General features: G+C 51.2%; 16 protein-coding genes. 6 read left to right on the forward strand and 10 right to left on the reverse strand.

Annotation, left to right across the window (positions count from 1 at the left end; translation table 11 throughout):
- Positions 1–5 precede the first annotated feature (5 nt).
- The 7 genes from cdsA to rpsB all read right to left on the reverse strand — a co-directional run bounded on the left by cdsA (position 6) and on the right by rpsB (position 6526).
- On the reverse strand, positions 6–863 hold the full coding sequence (cdsA, locus tag SK36_RS16800) for a phosphatidate cytidylyltransferase (RefSeq protein WP_048222029.1): 858 nt from the start codon (positions 861–863) through the stop codon (positions 6–8).
- A 12-nt stretch (positions 864–875) separates the two neighbouring features.
- Complete coding sequence (gene ispU / locus SK36_RS16805; protein WP_045439986.1) at positions 876–1634, reverse strand: (2E,6E)-farnesyl-diphosphate-specific ditrans,polycis-undecaprenyl-diphosphate synthase; 759 nt, start codon at positions 1632–1634, stop codon at positions 876–878.
- Between the two features lie 313 nt (positions 1635–1947).
- On the reverse strand, positions 1948–3144 hold the full coding sequence (ispC, locus tag SK36_RS16810) for a 1-deoxy-D-xylulose-5-phosphate reductoisomerase (protein ID WP_048222030.1): 1197 nt from the start codon (positions 3142–3144) through the stop codon (positions 1948–1950).
- Positions 3145–3239: 95 nt separating this feature from the next.
- Complete coding sequence (gene frr / locus SK36_RS16815; RefSeq protein WP_045439981.1) at positions 3240–3797, reverse strand: ribosome recycling factor; 558 nt, start codon at positions 3795–3797, stop codon at positions 3240–3242.
- A gap of 143 nt (positions 3798–3940) precedes the next feature.
- Positions 3941–4666 (reverse strand): UMP kinase, encoded by a 726-nt coding sequence (gene pyrH / locus SK36_RS16820; RefSeq protein WP_045439978.1) that lies wholly within the window; start codon positions 4664–4666, stop codon positions 3941–3943.
- Positions 4667–4812: 146 nt separating this feature from the next.
- Positions 4813–5664 (reverse strand): translation elongation factor Ts, encoded by an 852-nt coding sequence (gene tsf, locus SK36_RS16825; protein ID WP_045439976.1) that lies wholly within the window; start codon positions 5662–5664, stop codon positions 4813–4815.
- A 136-nt stretch (positions 5665–5800) separates the two neighbouring features.
- Positions 5801–6526 carry a 30S ribosomal protein S2 gene (gene rpsB / locus SK36_RS16830; protein ID WP_003018553.1) on the reverse strand — a complete coding sequence of 242 codons (726 nt, stop codon included), beginning with the start codon at positions 6524–6526 and terminating at the stop codon, positions 5801–5803.
- 323 nt (positions 6527–6849) lie between these two features.
- On the opposite strand from rpsB, the gene map reads away from it, so the two are divergent.
- The 4 genes from map to SK36_RS16850 all read left to right on the forward strand — a co-directional run bounded on the left by map (position 6850) and on the right by SK36_RS16850 (position 11782).
- Positions 6850–7644 carry a type I methionyl aminopeptidase gene (gene map, locus SK36_RS16835; protein ID WP_045439973.1) on the forward strand — a complete coding sequence of 265 codons (795 nt, stop codon included), beginning with the start codon at positions 6850–6852 and terminating at the stop codon, positions 7642–7644.
- Between the two features lie 113 nt (positions 7645–7757).
- Entirely contained in the window at positions 7758–10430 is a 2673-nt protein-coding gene (gene glnD, locus SK36_RS16840; RefSeq protein ID WP_045439970.1) for a bifunctional uridylyltransferase/uridylyl-removing protein GlnD, read from the forward strand.
- A gap of 31 nt (positions 10431–10461) precedes the next feature.
- Positions 10462–11286 (forward strand): 2,3,4,5-tetrahydropyridine-2,6-dicarboxylate N-succinyltransferase, encoded by an 825-nt coding sequence (dapD, locus tag SK36_RS16845; RefSeq protein WP_045439968.1) that lies wholly within the window; start codon positions 10462–10464, stop codon positions 11284–11286.
- 109 nt (positions 11287–11395) lie between these two features.
- Positions 11396–11782: a DUF3461 family protein gene (locus SK36_RS16850; protein ID WP_045439967.1), complete on the forward strand. Its 387-nt coding sequence runs from the start codon at positions 11396–11398 to the stop codon at positions 11780–11782.
- A gap of 94 nt (positions 11783–11876) precedes the next feature.
- On the opposite strand, the gene cdaR is transcribed toward SK36_RS16850, so the two are convergent.
- The 3 genes from cdaR to dgt all read right to left on the reverse strand — a co-directional run bounded on the left by cdaR (position 11877) and on the right by dgt (position 16264).
- On the reverse strand, positions 11877–13034 hold the full coding sequence (cdaR, locus tag SK36_RS16855; protein WP_003018564.1) for a DNA-binding transcriptional regulator CdaR: 1158 nt from the start codon (positions 13032–13034) through the stop codon (positions 11877–11879).
- A 149-nt stretch (positions 13035–13183) separates the two neighbouring features.
- Positions 13184–14617, reverse strand: a complete 1434-nt coding sequence (gene degP, locus SK36_RS16860) for a serine endoprotease DegP (RefSeq protein WP_045439965.1) — start codon at positions 14615–14617, stop codon at positions 13184–13186.
- A 129-nt stretch (positions 14618–14746) separates the two neighbouring features.
- Entirely contained in the window at positions 14747–16264 is a 1518-nt protein-coding gene (gene dgt, locus SK36_RS16865; protein ID WP_048222031.1) for a dGTPase, read from the reverse strand.
- 83 nt (positions 16265–16347) lie between these two features.
- Between dgt and mtnN the strand changes: the two genes are divergently transcribed.
- Both mtnN and btuF read left to right on the forward strand, forming a co-directional pair.
- The gene (gene mtnN, locus SK36_RS16870) at positions 16348–17046 is read left to right on the forward strand and encodes a 5'-methylthioadenosine/S-adenosylhomocysteine nucleosidase (RefSeq protein ID WP_045439962.1); all 699 of its coding nucleotides are present in this window, start codon (positions 16348–16350) and stop codon (positions 17044–17046) included.
- Positions 17039–17857 (forward strand): vitamin B12 ABC transporter substrate-binding protein BtuF, encoded by an 819-nt coding sequence (gene btuF, locus SK36_RS16875; RefSeq protein ID WP_045439959.1) that lies wholly within the window; start codon positions 17039–17041, stop codon positions 17855–17857. The genes mtnN and btuF overlap by 8 nt, the downstream gene beginning before the upstream one ends.
- The last annotated feature ends 88 nt before the right edge of the window (positions 17858–17945 follow it).

Below are 17945 nucleotides of genomic sequence, written 5' to 3' on the forward strand. Positions count from 1 at the left end.
ATCCGTTAGAGTGTCCTGAATACCAGTAACAACAGGCAAGCAAAGACCGGTACTGCAGCCGTCAGGCTATCAATGCGATCCAGAATACCACCGTGCCCTGGGATTAAGTGACCACTGTCCTTAATACCTGCTTCACGCTTAAACATACTCTCGGTCAAGTCACCCAACACGGAGGCCAGGGCTGCAACGATAGAGCAAATGAGCAAGGTGACAGGCGCAACATCAAGATTCGCCCACATACCATAACCCCATGAGATCACAGCAGCAGTGGCGAGTCCGCCAATAAAACCTTGCCAGGTTTTACCAGGAGAGACCTTCGGCGCCAGTTTATGCTTGCCAAACAGCTTTCCAAACATATACGCACCAGAATCCGCTCCCCAGACGAGGATCATGACATAGAGCAGCCATACCGCGCCACTATAATGATTCTCATCATAATGCCAGGCTCGTAGCGCCAGCATTCCCCAAAAGAAAGGGACAATGGTTAAGATGCCGAAAATTATGCGTAATACCTTTGAATTACGCCAGACTGCCGCTGAACCGGGGTAAAATAACACCAGTAATAGCGCTACAGCCCACCAGCCTAACGACGCCCAAAGCGACAATTCAACCAGCGGCTGGTGAATATTGTGATGATATTCAGGCAGCAAAAACAGCATCAGTGCCAGCAGTAGCCCACACAGAACCGCCAGCCAGACTCGCTGCGTGCGAGTGGCAAAACCGCTTAACTGTCCCCATTCCCAGGCTGCCAGCATACAAACGACCAGCGTAACAATGGAGAACCCCACCGGCGGCAACAAAAACAGCGCCGCGATGACCACGGGTATTAAAACAAAAGCAGAAATCAGGCGATACTTCAGCAAAAGCGACCCCCATCAGGCTTTTTCATCACCGGGTTCGGTGCCGCCGAAACGACGCTCTCGATTAGCAAAGGCATGCAGCGCACCTTCAAAGTCTTGTTCATCGAAATCGGGCCAGAGAACATCCGTAAAGTAAAGCTCGGCATAGGCAATTTGCCACAGCAGAAAATTACTAATGCGGTGCTCTCCCCCAGTCCTTATTACTAAATCCACCGGAGCCAGCTCATGCATGCAAATTTGTTGACCAAGCTTCTCTTCATCAATTTGCTCAGGACGCAGCAGACCTTCCTGCACCTGTTGTGCCAGTTGTCTGACTCCCTGGACAATATCCCACCGTCCACCGTAATTCGCAGCAATATTCAGCGTTAACCCGGTATTTTGGGCGGTAAGCGCTTCCGATTTGCGGATCCGTTCTTGCAAACGTGAGTTAAATCGACTGATATCCCCGATAATACGCAGACGAACGTTATGGCGGTGCAGGTTTTTCACTTCGCTATCAAGCGCCCACACGAACAATTCCATTAACGCGCTCACTTCCTGCGCAGGTCGGTTCCAGTTCTCACTGCTAAAGGCATACAGCGTTAACGCATCAATACCGTTATTGGCAGCAAAAGAGACAGCCCGGCGGACGGATTTTGCTCCGGCCTTATGCCCAAAGGCGCGAATCTTCCCTTGCTTTTTCGCCCAGCGGCCATTGCCATCCATAATAATGGCTACATGGCGGCAGCCATGTGCTGGCAAATTTTCGCTTAATGGTTGAGTTGCAGACAACATAACGCGTTTTTAGTCCCTGAAAGGATTTTACGGTACTCAGGAATACTGAAGCCTTTTGCTCTTCATCCTTCAGGCTGCCTCTTTGTTAGCTGCGCTCATTCGCCCCAGCCACATACTGATTGTATGCTCCTGGGAACTCATTCACTTGCCGTCTTGATGCAACCTGAATGATTTTGTGTATCCACAAAAAAGCCGTGTCAAACCACGGCTTACCCGACCGAAAAAAAGCAAATACCCACAATCGGGTGGCGCAGACTATATCACTGAAGCCCAACGCTAACAAATAGCACGATCCCCCGTAGAGGGATTATCATCAGCTTGAGAGTCGCGTCACTTGTTTTGTGGCAACTTCCCTGGCGATGGCATCGACCCTCAGCACGTCATCAACGCTCTGCGGTTCCTGCAAATCCATCTTATCCAGTACGGATAAATTTAGACGTGCGATATCAGTAAATCGAATCTGCTGCGCCAGGAATGCGGCAACGGTAATTTCATTCGCGGCGTTCAGCGCGGTTGTCGCGGCCTGCCCTTGCTCAAACGCGTCCATTGCCAATTTCAGGCACGGATAACGCTGGTAATCAGGTGCGGAAAAAGTCAACGCACTGAGTTTGCAAAAGTCGACAGGCTTAGCGCCAGACGTCACACGTTCCGGCCATGCCATCGTATGAGCAATCGGTGTACGCATATCAGGCTCACCCAACTGGGCCAGCACACTACCATCCTGATAACGCACCATCGAGTGAATCACCGACTGCGGATGAATCAGCACTTCCATCTGGCTTGCACTGGCATTAAATAACCAACGCGCTTCAATGTATTCCAGACCTTTATTCATCATGGTGGCGGAATCGACTGAGATTTTTCTTCCCATCGACCAGTTCGGATGACGGCATGCCTGATCGGGCGTCATTGAAACCAGATCCTGCAATGGCGTTTCACGGAAAGGGCCACCAGACCCGGTAAGCAGAACGGACATTACGCCATTTTGCTCAAGGTCAGCGTATCCCAGATTGTGTTGGATAGGTTGAGGTAAACTCTGAAAAATCGCATTATGTTCGCTATCTACCGGCAAAAGCTGCGCTTTGTTGCGTTTCACGTCGTCCATAAACAGACGTCCGCAGGTCACTAAAGACTCTTTATTTGCCAACAGAATACTTTTGCCCGCACGGATTGCCGCCAGCGTCGGTAATAGCCCCGCTGCGCCGACAATCGCCGCCATCACCTGATCGACGTCATCCAGCGCAGCCATATCACAGGCTGCCTGTTGCCCACTCATCACCTCAGTGCGACTTCCGTGCTCCTGAAGTGCGGCTTTCACCAGCACTGCGCTTTTTTCATCGTCCATCACCGCATAGCGGGGAGAAAACTCCAGGCATTGCTCTACCATGCGGGTGACATTTTTACCCGCAACCAACGCAGCAACTCGAAACTTTTCCGGGTTATGGCGTACTACATCCAGCGTACTGCAACCAATAGAGCCGGTTGAGCCCAGAACGGTTAATTGCTTCATCAGACATCCAGAAGAATTGAGACAGGATAAAAAGCAAAACGCCGCCAGTTGATCCTCACAGATCCCCCAAGCGGCGTTTTAAACGTACAGGCGAATCAGAACTGCATCAGTTCCGCTTCTTTCTCTGCCAGCGCCGCATCAACTTTCTTGATTGCTGCGTCAGTCAGTTTCTGTACGTCGTCCTGAGAACGGCGATCGTCATCTTCGCTGATCTCTTTATCTTTCAACAGAGCTTTTACTTTATCGTTGGCATCACGGCGTACGTTACGTACAGCAACACGAGCCTGTTCAGCTTCACCACGCACAACTTTCGTCAGATCTTTACGACGCTCTTCGGTCAGCGGAGGCAGCGGAACGCGGATATCGGTACCCGCAGAACTTGGGTTCAGACCGAGGTCAGAAGCCATAATCGCCTTCTCAACAGCCGGCCCCATTGAACGGTCAAACACGTTGATTTTAAGAGTACGGGAATCTTCAACCGTTACGCTTGCCAGCTGACGCAGCGGAGTTGGTGTGCCGTAATATTCTACGACAATACCGTCCAGCAGGCTGGGAGAAGCACGACCCGTGCGAATTTTGCTGATTTGGTTTTTGAACGCTTCTACGCATTTATCCATGCGCACTTCAGCATCTTTTCTGATATCGCTAATCACGTTACGAATCCTTGAAAACTTGTCTCAGACAGACCAGACGGAAGCACTGATGCGCTAAGTATAGTCTTGTTTAAAATATGCCACCGGGTAAGTGACCCGCTTGATTAAAGCGGAATCTTACCCGTATTTGGCCTCGACGGAAATTATTCCGTGATTAAAGTGCCTTCTTTTTCACCCATAACAACACGGCGCAAGGCACCTGGTTTGTTCATGTTGAAGACACGAATCGGTAATTTGTGGTCACGAGCCAGCGTGAACGCAGCCAGATCCATCACTTTCAGTTCTTTATCCAGTACTTCACTGTAGGTCAGTTGTTCGTACATGGTAGCGGTTGGATCCTGAGCCGGATCGGCGGTAAATACGCCATCAACTTTAGTGGCTTTCAGAACCACATCCGCTTCGATTTCAATACCGCGCAGACAAGCTGCAGAGTCAGTAGTGAAGAACGGGTTACCGGTACCCGCGGATAAAATAACAACGCGGTTGTTACGCAGCAGGCTGATAGCCTCTGCCCAGCTGTAGTTGTCGCACACGCCGTTCAGCGGAATAGCAGACATCAGGCGAGCGTTCACATAGGCGCGATGCAGTGCGTCACGCATTGCCAGGCCGTTCATAACTGTTGCCAGCATGCCCATGTGGTCGCCCACAACGCGGTTCATACCCGCTTTTGCCAAACCTGCACCGCGGAACAGGTTACCACCGCCAATCACTACGCCAACCTGAATGCCCAGTTCAACAAGTTCTTTAATCTCTTGCGCCATACGGTCAAGGATGCTTGCGTCAATACCGAAACCTTCAGTCCCCTGCAATGCTTCGCCGCTCAGTTTAAGCAGAATGCGTTTGTAGACGGGTTTTGCGTTGGTAGCCATTTTCTTTCCTGCGAGTGTCACGAATGGGATGATTTAAATCGGGTGACATCATGTGTTTCCTGCCGTTTGTTGCCTACTGGAACTGGCTGATTTTCACATGACGGGTACAAAAAGGAGCCGCCCTGAGGCGGCTCCGGACAGTACAATTAAGACTGTTTAGACATTGCAGCAACTTCTGCTGCGAAGTCAGCTTCAACTTTCTCGATGCCTTCGCCCACTTCAAAGCGGATGAAGCCAGTCACGTCAGCGTTGTGCTCTTTCAGCAGCTGGCCAACGTTTTTGCTCGGGTCCATTACGAAAGGCTGACCAGTCAGAGAAACTTCACCGGTGAATTTCTTCATACGGCCTTCAACCATTTTCTCTGCGATTTCTTTCGGCTTACCAGACTGCATCGCGATGTCCAGCTGTACCTGGTATTCTTTCTCTACCACTTCAGCAGACACGTCTTCTGGTTTAACGAATTCTGGTTTGCTTGCAGCAACGTGCATCGCCAGGTGTTTAACCAGCTCTTCATCAGCGCCTTTAGCCGCAACCAGAACACCGATGCGCGCACCGTGTTGGTAGTTGCCCAGAACGTCGCCTTCCAGGATTGCAACGCGACGGATGTTGATGTTTTCACCGATTTTAGCAACCAGCGCAACACGCTCTTCTTCGAACTGTGCTTTCAGGACTTCAACATCAGTCACTTTACCTGCTACAGCCGCGTCCAGAACTTTGTCTGCGAACGCCTGGAAACCACCGTCTTTAGCAACGAAGTCAGTCTGGCAGTTAACTTCCAGAATCACACCGAAGTTGCCTTCGATTTTGGTTTTGATCACGCCGTCAGCAGCAACGTTGCCTGCTTTTTTCGCAGCTTTGATCGCACCAGATTTACGCATGTTTTCGATTGCCAGCTCGATGTCGCCATTAGCTTCAGTCAGTGCTTTTTTGCAATCCATCATGCCTGCGCCAGTACGCTCACGCAGCTCTTTTACCAGGGATGCGGTAATTTCAGCCATTCTAAAATCCTCGGAAGATTTGATCTGCCCGGCATTAAACCGCACAGATTTAAAAGTGAAAAAGGGGGCCTAATACAGGCCCCCTAACCAAACGTGATACTACCTGGTCTATAAGGGCTCTAACGAGCGTGCCTTATTATTCAGCTTCTACGAAGCTTTCTTCCGCCTGGGAAGCCAGATCCTGAGAACGGCCTTCACGAACGGTTGTAGCTACAGCGCCCAGGTACAGGGTCACAGCACGGATTGCGTCGTCGTTACCCGGGATAACGAAGTCAACACCGTCCGGATCAGAGTTGGTATCAACGATAGCAAATACCGGGATACCCAGGTTGTTTGCTTCTTTGATAGCAATGTGCTCGTGGTCAGCATCGATTACGAACAGAGCGTCCGGCAGACCGCCCATGTCTTTGATACCGCCCAGGCTGTTTTCCAGTTTCTCAAGCTCACGGGTGCGCATCAGCGCTTCTTTCTTGGTCAGCTTTTCGAAAGTACCGTCCTGAGACTGAGTTTCCAGATCTTTCAGACGTTTGATGGACTGACGAACAGTTTTCCAGTTAGTCAGCATACCGCCCAGCCAGCGATGGTTCACGAAGAACTGGTCGCAGCTGTTAGCAGCTTCTTTCACCGCTTCGCTTGCAGCGCGTTTAGTACCAACGAAAAGGATTTTACCTTTACGAGCAGAGATCTTGTTCAGTTCAGCCAGAGCTTCGTTGAACATCGGTACAGTTTTCTCAAGGTTGATGATGTGAACTTTGTTACGCGCACCGAAGATGAACGGCTTCATTTTCGGGTTCCAGTAACGGGTCTGGTGACCGAAGTGAACACCAGCCTTGAGCATGTCGCGCATGGAAACAGTTGCCATGATTAAAACCTCTATATATAAAAGTTGGGGTTAAGCCTCCACGCATCCCATATTACCGACCCCAAAGGGCACCCCGGAATATGTGCCGATACGTGTGTGTTGTTACACAAAGTGAGATTTGTCGCTTCAGTCCATCTTGTGTATCTGAGAATGGAACGGAAGTCCGGCGCGCTTTATACCACAAATACGCCGCAGACACCAATAATTGTTGGCGGTCTGTGCTGTTAATGATTCTCAATTTGGCAGCAAGTACGCCGGACTGTTACCATTGGCAGCACTTACACAATTATTGTCGAAATCATCGACACTGATGGACAGAATTCATGGCTATCTCAATCAAGACCCCTGAAGAAATCGAAAAAATGCGCGTCGCTGGTCGTCTGGCCGCTGAAGTGCTGGAAATGATCGAACCGTTTATCAAACCGGGTGTCAGCACCGGCGAACTGGATCGCATCTGTAATGACTACATAGTGAATGAGCAGCAGGCTATATCCGCCTGCCTGGGTTATCACGGTTATCCGAAGTCTGTGTGCATCTCTATTAACGAAGTGGTATGCCACGGGATCCCGGATGATGCCAAACATCTGAAAGATGGCGATATCGTCAATATCGACGTGACTGTCATTAAAGACGAGTTCCATGGCGACACCTCAAAAATGTTTATTGTCGGCAAACCGACAATTCTCGGCGAGCGTCTGTGCCGCGTTACGCAGGAAAGCCTGTATCTGGCGCTGCGGATGGTAAAACCAGGCATTCGTCTGCGCACGCTGGGCGCTGCGATTCAGAAATACGCGGAAGGAGAAGGCTTCTCTGTGGTTCGCGAATACTGTGGTCACGGTATTGGCCGCGGCTTCCATGAAGAACCTCAGGTTCTGCACTACGATGCTGACGATGGCGGTGTAGTACTTCAGCCGGGCATGACCTTTACCGTGGAACCGATGCTGAATGCGGGGGATTATCGCATTCGTACCATGAAAGACGGCTGGACGGTGAAAACCAAAGACCGTAGCTTGTCTGCACAGTACGAGCATACTATTGTAGTTACCGAAAACGGCTGTGAAATTCTGACGTTACGCAAGGATGACACCATCCCGGCGATCATCAAACACGACGAATAATTTTTTGCCTGATGGCGATGTCCCCGCATCTTATCAGGCCTACAAATTGCTCTACTTCGTAGGCCGGATAAGGCGTTAGCGCCGTCATCCGGCTTTTTAATGGGTGGCGCACAATGAATACTCTTCCTGAACAGCACGCAAATACTGCCCTCCCCACCCTGCCTGGCCAACCGCAAAATCCTGGAACCTGGCCACAGCATGATCTCAACTGTACCGGGATTAAAACGCATATCGATACTTTCCAGCACTGGTTAGGCGAAGCGTTTGACAGCGGTATTTCTGCCGAACAGTTGATTGAAGCCCGCACCGAATTTATTGACCAGTTGCTGCAACGCCTGTGGATTGAAGCTGGCTTCGGCCAGATCGCCGATCTGGCGCTGGTTGCCGTCGGTGGCTATGGACGCGGTGAACTGCATCCGCTTTCCGATATTGACCTGCTGATCCTGAGTCGTAAAAAGCTGCCTGACGCCCAAGCTGAGAAAGTCGGCGAGCTGTTAACGTTACTGTGGGACGTCAGGCTGGAGGTTGGGCACAGCGTGCGCACGCTGGAAGAGTGTCTGCTGGAGGGGTTGTCAGATTTAACCGTCGCCACCAACCTGATTGAAACGCGACTGCTGATCGGCGACGTAGCGCTGTTTCTTGAGCTACAGAAACATATTTTTAGCGAAGGTTTCTGGCCGTCTGATAAATTTTACGCCGCCAAGGTGGAAGAGCAAAATCAGCGCCACCAGCGCTATCACGGTACCAGCTACAATCTGGAGCCGGATATCAAAAGCAGCCCGGGCGGCCTGCGCGATATCCACACCCTGCAATGGGTTGCCCGACGCCATTTTGGCGCAACCTCGCTTGATGAAATGGTCGGGTTCGGTTTTCTGACGCTGGCGGAGCGCGCCGAACTCAACGAATGTCTGCACATCCTTTGGCGCATTCGCTTCGCACTGCATCTGGTGGTCAGTCGTTATGATAACCGTCTGCTGTTCGACCGTCAGTTGAGCGTAGCCCAACGGCTTAACTACAGCGGCGATGGCAACGAGCCGGTCGAACGGATGATGAAAGACTATTTTCGCGTCACGCGTCGGGTGAGTGAACTAAACAACATGCTGCTACAGCTGTTTGACGAGGCTATCCTCGCCCTGCCTGCGGATGAAAAACCACGCCCGATTGATGATGACTTTCAACTGCGCGGTACACTGATTGACCTGCGCAACGATGATCTGTTCATCCGTGAACCAGAGGCGATTCTGCGAATGTTTTACACTATGGTGCGTAACAGCGCGATCACTGGAATTTATTCCACGACGTTGCGTCATCTGCGCCATGCCCGCCGCCATTTAACGCAACCGCTGTGCTACATCCCGGAGGCCCGCTCGCTGTTTCTCAGCATGTTGCGACATCCAGGCGCAGTGAGTCGCGGTCTGCTGCCAATGCACCGCCACAGTGTTTTGTGGGCCTATATGCCGCAATGGTCGCACATCGTCGGCCAAATGCAGTTTGACCTGTTTCATGCCTACACGGTGGATGAACACACCATCCGAGTGATGCTAAAGCTGGAAAGTTTTGCCAAGGAAGAGACTCGTCAGCGCCACCCGTTGTGTGTGGATCTCTGGCCGCGCCTGCGCCAGCCGGAGCTGATTCTGATTGCCGCGCTGTTCCACGATATCGCCAAAGGACGCGGCGGCGACCACTCAATTCTTGGTGCCCAGGACGTTCTAAAATTCGCCGAATTGCACGGACTAAATTCCCGCGAAACACAACTGGTCGCCTGGCTTGTACGCCAGCATCTGCTGATGTCAGTTACCGCTCAGCGTCGTGATATTCAGGATCCTGAGGTGATTAAGCAATTCGCAGAGGAGGTGCAAACAGAACATCGTCTGCGCTTCCTGGTCTGCCTGACGGTAGCGGATATTTGCGCCACTAACGAAACCCTATGGAACAGCTGGAAGCAAAGTCTGTTGCGAGAACTGTACTTCGCCACAGAAAAACAGCTACGTCGTGGAATGCAAAACACGCCGGATATGCGCGAGCGCGTACGCCACCACCAACTTCAGGCACTGGCGCTGCTGCGTATGGATAATATTGATGAGGAAGCGCTACACCACATCTGGTCGCGCTGTCGCGCCAACTATTTCGTGCGCCACAGTCCAAACCAGTTGGCTTGGCACGCACGTCATCTGCTACAGCATGATCTGAACGATCCCTTGATTTTACTCAGCCCACAGGCAACACGAGGCGGGACAGAAATTTTCATCTGGAGCCCGGACCGTCCTTACCTGTTTGCTGCGGTCTGTGCAGAACTGGATCGTCGTAATCTTAGCGTCCACGATGCGCAGATTTTCACTACACGTGATGGAATGGCGATGGATACGTTTATCGTGCTGGAACCGGATGGTAGCCCGCTGTCATCAGACAGACACGAAGCGATCCGTTTTGGGCTGGAGCAAGCGATCACTCAGCGTAGCTGGCAGCCGCCGCAACCACGTCGTCAACCGGCAAAATTACGTCACTTTACCGTCGACACCGAGGTCACTTTTCTGCCGACGCATACTGACCGTAAATCATTCCTGGAGCTTATCGCGCTCGACCAGCCTGGACTGCTGGCGCGGGTCGGACAGATTTTTGCCGATCTGGGAATTTCGCTGCATGGCGCCCGAATTACAACCATTGGCGAGCGAGTAGAAGATTTATTCATAATCGCAACAGCCGACCGGCGTGCCCTTAATAATGAGCTGCAACAGGAAGTGCATCAACGGTTGACAGAGGCCCTCAATCCAAACGATAAAGGGTAATGTTTTTTATTTATATGGAAAGAGTTTAACAATGCAGCAGTTACAGAACATTATTGAGTCCGCTTTCGAGCGCCGTGCCGACATCACTCCGGCAAATGTGGATACCGTAACCCGTGAAGCGGTTAATCAGGTTATTTCTCTGCTGGATTCCGGTGCACTGCGCGTCGCAGAAAAGATTGAGGGTCAGTGGGTCACTCATCAGTGGCTGAAAAAAGCGGTACTGCTCTCTTTTCGTATTAACGATAACCAGGTTATCGATGGTGCGGAAAGCCGCTACTTCGATAAAGTACCAATGAAATTCGCCAACTATGACGAAGCGCGCTTCCAGAAGGAAGGCTTTCGCGTAGTGCCGCCTGCGGCTGTGCGTCAGGGTGCATTTATCGCCCGTAATACGGTTCTGATGCCGTCATACGTCAATATCGGCGCATACGTTGACGAAGGTACCATGGTTGATACCTGGGCTACCGTAGGTTCGTGTGCCCAGATTGGTAAAAACGTCCACTTGTCTGGCGGTGTTGGCATCGGTGGTGTACTGGAGCCATTACAGGCTAACCCAACCATCATCGAAGATAACTGCTTCATTGGCGCACGCTCTGAAGTCGTAGAAGGCGTAATTGTCGAAGAAGGTTCCGTTATCTCTATGGGCGTTTACATCGGCCAGAGTACGCGTATTTATGACCGCGAAACGGGTGAAGTACATTATGGACGTGTCCCGGCCGGCTCCGTTGTAGTATCAGGCAACCTGCCGTCGAAAGATGGTAAGTACAGCCTTTACTGTGCGGTGATCGTGAAGAAAGTTGATGCTAAGACGCGGGGAAAAGTCGGTATTAACGAGCTGTTACGCACCATCGACTAACGGTATTTTGAAAAAGCGGGCCTGGCCCGCTTTTTTTACATCTGCGAGTGGCATAAACAAGGCTTTTCGTTAATTATTCAATGGTTATAGTGAGCTTAAGGGTACCGCTATGTATGACAATCTGAAAAGTCTGGGCATTACCAATCCTGAAGAGATCGATCGTTACAGCCTGCGGCAAGAAGCCAATAACGATATCCTGAAAATCTATTTCCAGAAGGATAAAGGCGAGTTTTTTGCCAAGAGCGTAAAGTTTAAATATCCCCGTCAGCGTAAAACCGTGGTCGCCGATGGCGTTGGCCAGGGTTACAAAGAAGTGCAGGAGATAAGCCCGAACCTGCGCTACGTGATCGACGAACTGGATCAGATCTGTCTGCGCGATCGTAGTGAAGTCGATCTTAAACGCAAGATCCTTGATGATTTACGTCATCTGGAAAGCGTCGTCACCAACAAGATCAGCGAGATTGAAGCCGATCTGGAAAAACTAACGCGTAAGTAAGCAGTTTGTTGCCGGATGGCGGCGTCTTACGCCTTATCCGGCCTACAGGTATATCCTCGTAGGCCTGATAAGCGTAGCGCCATCAGGCAATCAATCAATGCTGCTCATCCAGTTGTAACGCCACATACAGCAACAACCTGTCATCAAAATTTCCCAAATCCAACCCGGTCAGCTCAGAGATACGATTCAGGCGATATTCCAGCGTATTACGATGGATAAACAATGCCTTAGATGTCGCCAGTGGCTGCACGTTATGACGAAACCACGCCGCTAATGTCCGCCGCAGCAAGCCGTTGTTATCCATCGCTTTCAGCCTTACCAGTGGGCGCGCCAGCTCATTAGCCTGCCAGCCGCCGCGCAGGCTGTCCAGCAGCACCGGCAGCATCAAATCCTGGTAGAAATAGCTGCGACTTTCCGGCATACGTTGCTTTCCGACCATCATGGTCGTACGTGCCGTTCGATATGAACGGGCAATACTGCCTGGTCCGGTAAAGTAGTTACCCAGAGAAACGCGAAAGCGCAACTGCCCATTCTCTTTCATCCGGGCAATTAACTGCTCGACGCGCTTACGGTGATCTTCCGCATCCCAGCGACCAAACTGATTAAGCGCAGGCTTCAGCACCACCATCTCGGTAAGAGAAACAATCGCAATCAGGTTATTACGCTCAGGCGTAGTCAGGGCATTTTGTAGCTGCTGCAGTTCTGCCATGGCACTGTCAACGCCAAGCTGCCCACTGTCAACTTCCACCACCGCCACCACGCGCGGCTGGTTCAAATCAATGCCTAAACGTTGTGCCCACTCCATCAGCGCCGGAGTATTTTCTTCGGCCTGAATCAGGTTCATCACCAACTCTTCACGCAGACGACTGTCCTGCGCGAGCAGATGCATCAGACGCGACTGTTCCAGCATCATTTCCGCGGTCATACAAACCAGTTCACCATACTTGCGCAGATGTTCCGGTTCGCCGGTTAAACCAATAACGCCAACAATTTCACCTTCTAGCCGTAGTGGCAGGTTTATCCCCTGGCGCACACCGTGCAGATGCCTGGCGACGGCATCATCGATATCCACCACGCGCCCCTGCGAAAGCACCAACAGTGCGCCTTCGTGCAATTCACCAATACGCTCGCGATCGCCGCTGCCGATAATCCGCCCACGGGCATCCATTACGTTGATATTGGTATCAATGATGCGCATCGTGCGTGCCACGATATCCTGCGCCATTTTGGTATCAAGATGCCAGCCAGCCATAAACCCTCCTGTGAGCAGAGCTCAAGCATAAGGAAGATCATACGCAGCAGCATTGTGCAAATGCACAAAGCGAAGAAAAGAAGTATGGAGTTGTGGTAAGTATCACAAAAAGAAACCCCTCCCTGGTAACAGGAAGGGGTTTGAGAGGATTACTGCATCAACAGATAGATTGAGGTGTCACCACGCTGAATATTCAACGCCAGAACAGACGGTTTGCTATCGAGGATTTTGCGCAGTTCCGCGATATTTTTCACCGGTTGCTGATTGGCACCGATAATCACATCCCCTTTCTTCAGGCCAATCTGAGCCGCCGGAGTATTCGGTTTCACATCGCTTACCACGACCCCTTTGTCCTGGCCTTTGTTGCTCATATCCGCACCTTCAATACCTTTGAAGATGGAGCTGGAATCTACCTGAGTCTGGCTACTCTGCTGCAGTTCCAGGTTCACAGTGACCGGTTTACCGTCGCGCAACAGACCAAGGCTGATTTTGCTACCTACAGGCATCGTGCCGACCTGCGCACGCAGCGCGGCAAAACTGCTGATAGGCTTACCGTTCAGCGAGGTAATCACATCCCCGGCTTTGATACCGGCTTTCGCTGCGGATGAATTCGGCATGACCTGACTGACGAATGCGCCACGCTGTGCGTCAACCTTCATGGCTTTGGCCAGCTCAGAGTTCAGTTCAGTGCCCAGAATACCCAACTCACCACGTTTAACCTGGCCAAACTCAACCATCTGCGAGGTCAGGTTTTTCACCATGTTGCTTGGGATAGCAAAACCGATACCGATATTACCGCCGTCAGGCGCGAGGATCGCGGTGTTAATCCCAATCAGCTCACCGTTCAGGTTGACCAGTGCGCCACCGGAGTTACCCCGGTTAATCGCGGCGTCCGTCTGGATAAAGTTCTCGTAGTTTTCCGCATTCAGACCGCTACGCCCCAGCGCAGAAACGATACCCGAAGTTACCGTTTCACCGAGGCCAAACGGGTTACCAATGGCGACAGTGTAATCACCCACGCGCAGCGCATCAGAGTCTGCCAGCTTGATCGCTGTCAGGTTCTTCGGATCCTGAATCTGGATTAACGCAATGTCAGAGCGCGGATCTTTGCCGACGATCTTCGCGTCAAATTTACGCCCATCGCTCAGTTGTACTTTAATCACCGTGGCGTTATCGACCACGTGGTTGTTGGTAACGACATAACCTTTAGCGGCATCAATAATAACGCCGGAACCCAGCGCCATAAATTTCTGCTGCTGCCCGCCACCATTACCTGCACCCGGCGCACCGCCCTGGCAGAATGGTGAGCTCTGGAACGGAGAACCATCCTGGCAGAACGGGGAATTATCACCGAAGAACTGCTGGAAATTACGCGGCATACGCGGCGTATTCACCGTCGTGCTCCCCTCGACGTTAATACTCACCACCGATGGCATCACTTTTTCGAGCATCGGGGCCAGGCTTGGCATCTGCTGGGCCGTCACTGCTGAAGACGCTGTCTCAGCCGCCGTTGCAGACAGGGGGGACAACGCCAAACCTAAACTCAGAGCCAGTGCACTCATTGCTAATGTGGTTTTTTTCATGTGTTTCGTTCTCGATTAACAGATAACGCAAAATTGCTGTATACGTCAGAGTCGTTTTATAGCGCGAAGTTCCAGAGTAAAGTTTCAGGAAAAAGTAAAATTTTATTGTCAGTCTTTACAAATGAGTATTTATTGTTCTACCGCCATCAGTCGCCGGTATTCATCCCAGGCATACAAATCCGTCATCCCGCTGATATAATCTTGGATCAGGCGACAGCGATAATAATATTCAAAAACCGGATACTCTGCAGAAACAGACGATATTTTACTAACAGCCTCAACGTAAGCCAACCGATGGCGCGTAGACAGCTTTTGAAATAATCGCGACTCAATCGGAAAGTGTTTTAATCTTTCATTTTCAACCAGCGCGCTAAAGTCTGATTGCGTCATTTTTAATAACGGCTGATAGATTTCCAGTAGCCCACTGATAACCCGATACCCCTGTAATTCCAGTTGTTCAACATCGGGATGGCTAAACACATGTTTCATCGCCACATTTTTATAAACCCCGAGCAATTGGCTGAAGCTACTGGCGTCTTCCAACAGCGCGTGATTAAAGCTACCCTCAAAAATCTGCGGCAAGTTATCAATAAAACGCTGGGCCGCATACGGTACTAGTTTATTCAGCGTGTTGACTCGCAAATACATAAAGAACTGATCTTCCGTACTGCGACTTAATGTATTTGAGCGCGATTTCTCCCAGGCATTCTCAACAACCTGGGTAAACAGGGAACCTTTTTCGTGCTGTCCCCATGCCTCGTACAGATGGTGATAAAGTTGTTCGACACTGAAGATTCTTTTCTCAACGGCATCTTCCAGGTCGGCCACACAATAAGAGATATCATCGGCCGCCTCCATAATCCAGGTTAATGGAAAGCGACTGTAAGGTGCTAAAGATAATTCTTTACGCAACCTCTCAATATACGGTTCCTCGGAAAGGTAATATCCCGGTTTTTTCATTAAATAGTTATGTGTTGTCGGGGCAGCTCCGCGCCACCATGCCGGACGCGTATATTTTAAAATACCCCCAACCTGCGCCCAGGTAAGGTTCATTCGCATCAAGGTATGTACCAACCGAATCCCCTGCGCATTACCTTCAAAGTGGCACAAATCCTGCCGCACTTTACGGCGGATATCATTGAGAGACTCTTCGCCTTCACGCAAACGCAGCGCCGCCACCAGGCAGCGGTCATCGCTTAAGGGCTGGCTTTCCGCATCCGCGGGAAAAAGTCGCTGGCGGAACCAGTCGTTAATCGCCGCTTCACCGAAGTGCCCAAACGGTGGATTACCAATGTCATGCATCAGACAGGACATTTCGACAACACTTTCAAAAGGGCCTGTCAGCTCATCCAGGCCATATTGTTCCAGCAACTTTAGCTCTTTTAGTCGGCTGAGGATCTCTTTTGCGATATAGCGTCCCACCTGCTGAACTTCCATCGAATGCGTCAGACGTGTGCGCACCGCTGCATTACGCTCCAGCGGAAAAACCTGGGTTTTTTGCTGCAGCCGGCGGATTGCCGGGGAGTTGATAATACGTCCGCGATCGCTTTCAAAAATTCGCAGGATCTCATGCTCAGATTTCACGCCCTGCGGCGAACGGTAACGACGATGCCAGTTTATTTTTTTTCGGAAATCGATCTGTGCCATGTCCTCTCCCGCCTGAGAAATGCGCTACCCCTTAAGCGCATGATAGACTATGCCCTCAAATCTGGCTTATCGCGAGTAAATCTATGAAAATCGGCATCATTGGTGCAATGGAAGAAGAAGTTACGCTCCTGCGTGACAAAATCGAAAACCGTCAGACTATCTCCCTCGGCGGTTGTGAAATTTACACCGGCCAACTGAACGGTACTGAGGTTGCGCTACTGAAATCTGGTATCGGTAAAGTGGCTGCGGCACTGGGCGCAACGCTTTTGCTCGAACGCTGCAAGCCGGATGCCATCATTAATACCGGTTCTGCGGGCGGCCTGGCCTCTACGCTGACAGTCGGCGATATCGTAGTTTCTGATGAAGCACGTTATCACGATGCTGACGTTACCGCATTTGGCTATGAATTTGGCCAGTTGCCGGGCTGTCCGGCAGGCTTTAAAGCCGATCCCGCACTGATCACCGCGGCTGAGTCCTGCATCGCAGAACTCAATCTGAACGCCGTTCGTGGACTGATTGTCAGCGGTGACGCCTTCATTAATGGATCTGTTGGCCTGGCAAAAATTAAACATAATTTTCCGCAGGCAGTTGCTGTAGAAATGGAAGCCACGGCAATTGCGCACGTTTGCCACAACTTTAAAGTCCCGTTCGTGGTGGTTCGTGCCATCTCTGATGTCGCCGATCAGCAGTCCCATCTCAGCTTTGACGAATTCCTGGTTGTTGCAGCGAAACAGTCGAGCCTGATGGTTGAAACGCTGGTACAGAAACTGGCGCATGGCTAAATTAATGCCCAGGGCGCTGGCCGCCCTGCTTTTCACTCTTCCGGTGTGGCTCTGTGCCGCACCGCGTGTAGTTTCACTCTCCCCTGCTAACACCGAACTGGCCTTTGCCGCCGGCATTACCCCGGTCGGCGTCAGCAGCTACTCAAACTACCCGCCCGAGGCCAAAAATATTGAAGAGGTCTCAACCTGGCAAGGCATGAATCTGGAACGCATCGTGGCGCTCAAACCAGATTTAGTTATCGCCTGGCGCGGAGGGAACGCCGAACGGCAGGTGAATCAACTGACCGCCCTGGGAATTAAAGTTATTTGGGTGGATGCGGTAACCATTGAGCAAGTCGCAGACGCGCTGCGCCAACTGGCGGCGTGGAGTCCCAGACCTGAACAGGCAAAACAGGCCGCGAAAACCTTGCTTGATGAGTATGCTTCACTAAAATCACAGTATGCCAACAAACCGAAAAAACGTGTGTTTCTTCAGTTTGGCGCAAATCCGTTGTTTACCAGTGGGAAAGGCTCCATTCAGCACCAGGTTCTTGAGGTCTGTGGCGGAGAAAACATCTTTGCCGGCAGCCGGGTCCCCTGGCCGCAGGTCAGCCGCGAACAGGTTCTGGCAAGAGCGCCTCAGGCTATCGTTACCACCGGAAATTCGGGCGAAAATCTTAAAATCGAACAATACTGGGGAAATCAGCTAAAAATCCCGGTTATTACCCTTAATAGTGACTGGTTCGAACGCGCGAGCCCGCGTATTATCCTCGCCGCAAAACAACTCTGTAATGCGCTTTCACAGATAAATGAGACACAAAATCATTCATGATGCCTCGAGGCAGCAAGTTAATGAATCCCCGGAAGCGTACAAATAATACGTGACAGGGGTAACTAACGCAGCCAACAAAGAGGCAGCC

It is taken from the genome of Citrobacter sp. MGH106 (assembly GCF_001037495.1).
Lineage (GTDB): Bacteria > Pseudomonadota > Gammaproteobacteria > Enterobacterales > Enterobacteriaceae > Citrobacter > Citrobacter murliniae.